This is a genomic window from bacterium (genome assembly GCA_020440705.1).
Classification (GTDB): domain Bacteria; phylum Krumholzibacteriota; class Krumholzibacteriia; order LZORAL124-64-63; family LZORAL124-64-63; genus JAGRNP01.
The window spans coordinates 1-5,346 of the sequence record JAGRNP010000182.1; the positions used below are offsets into that span (position 1 = coordinate 1).

6 protein-coding genes are annotated in these 5,346 nt (G+C 71.6%); 2 read left to right on the top strand and 4 right to left on the bottom strand.

The annotated features are described in order from the left end of the window. Nucleotides 1-77: 77 nt before the first annotated feature. Nucleotides 78-1,016 carry an MBL fold metallo-hydrolase gene (locus tag KDM41_17040; protein ID MCB1185131.1) on the bottom strand — a complete coding sequence of 313 codons (939 nt, stop codon included), beginning with the start codon at nucleotides 1,014-1,016 and terminating at the stop codon, nucleotides 78-80. A gap of 198 nt (nucleotides 1,017-1,214) precedes the next feature. On the opposite strand from KDM41_17040, the gene KDM41_17045 reads away from it, so the two are divergent. Then, nucleotides 1,215-1,946, top strand: coding sequence for a hypothetical protein (locus KDM41_17045; GenBank protein MCB1185132.1), 732 nt, complete (start codon nucleotides 1,215-1,217; stop codon nucleotides 1,944-1,946). A 137-nt stretch (nucleotides 1,947-2,083) separates the two neighbouring features. Continuing rightward, nucleotides 2,084-2,518, top strand: coding sequence for an STAS domain-containing protein (locus tag KDM41_17050; protein ID MCB1185133.1), 435 nt, complete (start codon nucleotides 2,084-2,086; stop codon nucleotides 2,516-2,518). A 5-nt stretch (nucleotides 2,519-2,523) separates the two neighbouring features. Here the strand turns inward: KDM41_17050 and KDM41_17055 are convergent, their stop codons facing one another. From KDM41_17055 to KDM41_17065, 3 genes are all read right to left on the bottom strand, one after another. Further along, the gene (locus KDM41_17055) at nucleotides 2,524-3,444 is read right to left on the bottom strand and encodes a DMT family transporter (GenBank protein ID MCB1185134.1); all 921 of its coding nucleotides are present in this window, start codon (nucleotides 3,442-3,444) and stop codon (nucleotides 2,524-2,526) included. A gap of 29 nt (nucleotides 3,445-3,473) precedes the next feature. Then, a complete protein-coding gene (locus tag KDM41_17060) occupies nucleotides 3,474-4,616 on the bottom strand; it encodes a type III PLP-dependent enzyme (protein MCB1185135.1) in 1,143 nt (380 codons plus the stop codon). A gap of 23 nt (nucleotides 4,617-4,639) precedes the next feature. Beyond that, nucleotides 4,640-5,346, bottom strand: a 707-nt coding sequence (locus tag KDM41_17065; protein MCB1185136.1) for a gamma-glutamyltransferase, incomplete at its 5' end; no start/stop codon positions are given.

Below are 5,346 nucleotides of genomic sequence, written 5' to 3' on the forward strand. Positions count from 1 at the left end.
CTACGGCGGCGGAATCGCGCCTTGATCTCGGCCCGGCCAGGCGCACCGGGTACCGGAATGAGTTTTTCAACAGCCTGCTAGTGGTGGTGCCCGTGGCCGGCGTGCCCGCCGTCGGCTGCCGCGAGCGACGCGTAGACCGACTCGACGAACTGGTCGCTCGTGAGCCACACCTGACCGTGCGACTCGTCCCACTCCGCGCACGGCTTCTTCGCGAGCACCGCCGCGAGATCGCTGCCGTCGGCCATGGCCGCGGCCACCTGGGCCCGGGCCTTCTTCAGCATCGCCAGATGGGCGGCCACTTCGGCCTTCCCGAGCAGCGGACCGTGACCCGGAATGACCCTGGTTTCGTCGTCGCACAGCCCGAGGATGCGCTCGACGCCGGCGATCATGCCGTCGATGCTGCCGCCGGCCGAGGTGTCGATGTAGGGGTACAGGCCGAAGAAGATCACGTCGCCGCTGTGGACCACGTTGGCCCCGGGGAAGTGCAGCACCCCGTCGCCGTCGGTGTGGGCGTGGGGGACGTGGAAGGCGCGCACCTCGTCGCCGTTCCAGTGGAAGGTGAGCGAGTCGGTGAAGGTGATCACGGGCCAGGCGCCCGGCGCGGCGGCCTCGTTCTTGCGCTGCAGCAGCTCGGAGAACTGGTCGGCGGTCAGGCGTCGGCGCACGTTGGCGTGGCTGACGAGGAACGACCCCGTCTCGCCGAACGCCTCGTTGCCGCCCGTGTGGTCGCCGTGGTAGTGGGTGTTGAAGACGAAGGTCACGGGCTCGTCGGTGACCGTCGCGATGGCGGCCATGATGCGCTCCGAGAGGGGAGCGTACTGGTCGTCGACGAGGAATGGGCCGTCCTCGCCCACGAAGAGCCCCATGTTGCCGCCGGCTCCGGTGAGCATGTGCACGCCGCCGGCGACGGGCGTGACCTCGATCTTCACGTCGGCGAAGCGGTCCTGGGCGGCGGCGAACCCGCCGGCGGCGGCGCAGACCAGGATCACGGCGAGACGAACAGCGATTTTCGACATGGAGCGACCTTTCTGGCGGAGGCGCGGATTCCGTCCGGATGGCCGAACGGGGCGGCGAATGAAACTGAATACTAATCCCAAACTCAAAAAACGGCCCCACCGGCCGAAAATCCCACTATACTGGGGGAACATAGCCGGGGCGTCGGGGTTGTCGTCCCATCCCTCGTCCCGACTCCGGTCACTCAACCAAAGGAACCGATGACCATGAAGAACTCGACGCGTTACCTGGGCCTGGCCCTGCTGCTGATCGTCGCCGTGGTGGGCGCTTCCCTGGCCGTCGCCGGCGATGGCCAGAGCTGCGACAAGGCCAAGGCCGAGCAGGCCGCCGCCAAGGGCACCTGCGCCGACCAGGCCGCCGCCACGGCCTGCAGCAAGACCGCCGCCGAGCAGGCCGCCTGCAAGGCCGCCTGCGCCAACATGACCGATGCCGAGAAGGCCGCCTGCCGCGCCAAGTGCGAGGCTGCCGGGGCCCAGGCCAGCCACGCCGCTCTGACCACGACCGGCGCCACCGGTTGCGCCGGCACGGCCGCCGCCGCGGGCAGCTGCGAGGCGAAGGCCGCGGAGGCCAAGCTGGCTGCTGCCGGGAGCTGCGCCGGGAAGGCCGCCGCCGGCTGCTGCGCCGCCACGGCCGCTGCCGCGAGCAGCTGCGAGGCCAAGGCCGCCGAGGCCAAGCTGACCGCCGCCGGTGGCTGCGCCGAGAAGGCCGCCGCCGGTGCCTGCGAGGCCAAGGCCGCCGAGGCCAAGGCCGCCGAAGCCAAGCTGGCCGCCGCCGGCTGCTGCGCCGACAAGGCTGCTGCCGCGTCCTGCGGTGCCAAGGCCGCTGCCGCCTGCGAGGGCCAGGCCAAGGCCGCCGAGGCCAAGCTGGCCGAGAAGGCCGAGAAGGCCGCCGCCGAGGCGACCCAGGTGGCCGAGTCCGGCACCGGCAAGTAGTCCGGCTTCGCACCGACGCTCCGGAAGGCACCTCCCCCGCGGGAGGTGCCTTCTTGCGGAAATCCTGTCCAATCGGGGCCGATCGGGTTAAGATTCCGCGATCCGGACACCATCCCCTCGCCTGGGAGCCCGAGCCCATGACCGCCGACACGTCGATCGATCGTCCCATCCTCATCATCCGCCCGACCCTGAAGATCGCGGGCGGCTTCATCTCGGTCTGCGAGATCGCCCCCGACGGGACCGAGGCCGAGATGCGCAAGCTCGACGTGACGGGCGCTCCCGACCACGAGTGGCCGGGTCTGTTCGAACTGGTGGAGAAGGAACTGGCCGCCGGACGGCGCCGCTTCATCGTCGATCTCAGCCGGGTGCCCTGGATGAACTCGCGGGGGCTCGGCCGCCTCATCGAGCTGTGGCGCACCATCGGCCAGGCCGGCGGCAAAGCGTCGCTGGTGTGCGCCGAGGGGCGCATCCTGACCATCCTGGAGATCTCCCAGGTCGACCGCATCGTCAAGCCGGTGCTGTCGGTAGCCGACGCCGTGACGGCCGTCGCGGGCGCGGCCGCGGCCGAGTAGCCCCCTCAGCGCAGGAAGAGCAGCGCCCCGCCCGCCACCGCCGCGACGATTCCCGCCAGGCTGAGCACCGTCGGCCGGTCGCGGTACACGATCCACGCCGGCACCACCACGAAGATGGGCACCATGCCGAGCAGCACCTGGGCCACGCCGGCGTCGGTGTTGCGGATGGCCACCAGGGACATCCAGACCGAGACGTAGGGGCCCATGAGGATGGCGACCACGAGCGCCCCGACGCCGCGCCGGTCCTGCAGGCAGGTCCGGATGCGCGCGGGCGACTGCCGCGGCAGCACCACGAGCCAGTAGGCGACGGTGGCCCAGCACAGGCGCACGAGGGTGGCGCCGAGGGGATCGACGCCCGGTCCCGGGCCCGAACCGACCATGCCGAGCTTGGCGCAGACCGAGCCCAGACCCTGTCCCGCCGATCCCACCAGCGCCAGGGCGATGCCCGTCCGGAAGACCCGTCGCTCGACCACGGCGAAGGCGCCGCTGCCCACCTTGCCGGTGTTGGCCACGATGACCCCGCCGATGATCAGGCCGATGCCCAGCATGGCGAGGAGACCGAGCTGCTCGCCCAGGGCGAACCACGCCACCGTGACGGTGAAGACGGGGGCCAGCGCCATGAGGGTCATGCTGCGGCGCGGGCCGATGGTCGTGAAGGCCCGGAAGAGCGCCGAGTCGCCGATGGCGAGGCCGAGCACGCCGCTCAGGCCGATCCACAGCTGGTCGGCAGGGGCGAGGTCGGCGGGCCACCAGTGGCCGGTGAGCGCGCGGTGGGTCGCGGCCAGGCAGAGGGCGGCACCGGGCAGGCGGAAGAGATTCACCACCGTCACGCCCAGCCGGCGACCGGCTTCGGTGAAGAAGACGCTCGTCCAGGAGAAGACGAAGGCCGCGGCCAGGGCCATGAACTCGCCGAAGTGTCCGCTCACGCCGGGTCCCGTCGGGTTGGGGTGGCGCCTCAGTCGACGGCGACGAAGGCGGGGGGCTCGAAGCCGTTGAACCGGGTCGACTCGCTGAAGGTGTAGGCGCCCATGCCGCCGGCCACGAGCACGTCGTCGAGGTCCATGGCGGCGAGGTCCTCGGTGGCGACGCGGCCCTGGGCGTCGCGGCTGAACACGTCGATGGAGTCGCAGGTCGGTCCGGCCAGGACATACGGCCGCGACGGGCCGTCGGTCTCCGCGCGCAGGGGGTACCGCGCGTGGTAGAGGAGCACCTCGAGGAAGCTGCCGTAGACGCCGTCGTCGAAGTACAGCCAGTCGCGGCCCGCGCGGTGCGAGGCGCTGATCACCCGGGTCACGAGGGCCACGGCGTCGGCGACGATGGCGCGGCCCGGCTCGGCCACGAGCTCGGTTCCGGCCCCGAAGAGGCGGGCGAACGCCTCGCTGACCACGCCGCAGGTGCGGGCGATGTCCACGTCCTCGCGGAAGTAGCGGGCGGGAAAGCCACCGCCGATGTCCAGCATGGTCAGCTCGATGCCGGCGGCCCGGGCGCGGTCCCGCACGCGGGCACAGGTCTCGAGGGCCTCGACCCAGCGCCGGTCGTCGAGGCACTGGCTGCCCACGTGGAAGCTGAGGCCCCGGGGCACGAGGCCGGCATCGCGGGCCGCGGTGAGCAGGGGCACGGCCTCGTCGTCCGGGGCGCCGAACTTCTCGCTCAGATGGGCCACCGCGCCCTCGTTCGACACCGCCAGGCGCAGGGTCACGAAGGCGCCCGGGGCGTGGCGGGCGATCTGCGTCAGTTCGGAGGCGTTGTCGTAGGTGAAGTCGTCCAGCCCGATGTCCCACGCGTAACGGATGTGGCGCGGGTCCTTCACCGTGTCGGCGAAGATGAGGTCGTCGCGCGGGTTGGCGCCGGCGCCGACCGCGGCCTGGATCTCGCCCTTCGAGGCCACGTCGAAGCCCGCGCCGGCCTCGTGCAGCGTCTCGAGGATCAGGGGATGCGGGTTGGCCTTCACGGCATAGAACAGCTTGGCCGCTGGCAGGCCCTCGTCCAGACGCCTGAAGTTCTCGCGCAGCCGTTCCCGGCTCACCAGGTAGAGGGGCGAGCCGTGGCGGGCCACGTAGCCGGCGATGCGCTCGCGATCGAGGTCGAAGGGATTCATGGGTCCCGGTGTCCTTCCCGCCGTCAGTAGCCCGCCGCCTGGCCGTCCTTGCGCGATTCGGAGCCGCCGTAGTACACGCCCGCCTTCACGTCGAGCAGGATGCCCTGGTAGCCGCCGAAGCTGCCGACGTCCGTCTGCAGGCGGTGGCCGCGCTGCACGAGTTCGCGCCGCACCTGGTAGCCGATGCCCTGCTCGAGGGAGACCACGCCACCGTCGGTCATCACCTCGCCCGTCGGTTGGCTGCTGCCCGTGTGCAGGATGCGGGGCGCGTCGCCCGCCTCCTGCACGTTCATGTGGAAGTCGACCAGGTTGACGATGATCTGCGCGTGGGCCTGGGGCTGGGTGGCGCCGCCCATCACGCCGAAGGCGAAGCGGTAGTCGTCGCCCAGGTTGGCGAAGGCCGGGATGATGGTGTGGAAGGGGCGTTTGCCCGGGGCGTAGGTGTTGGCCTCGCCCTCCCGCAGGTTGAACAGCTCGCCGCGGTCCTGCAGGCCGAAGCCCAGGCCCTCGGGGCACACGCCGCTGCCCATGCCCCGGTAGTTGCTCTGGATGAGGGAGACCATGTTGCCGTCGGCGTCGGCGGTGGTCAGGTAGATGGTGTCGCCGGCGCGGAGGGCGGGATCGCCCGCGTCGTAGCGTCGGGCCGCGCGCCGCGGATCGATGAGCGCCGCCCGGGCCGCCGCGTACTCCTTGCCGATCAGGCCGGCCACCGGCACGTCGGCGAAGGCCG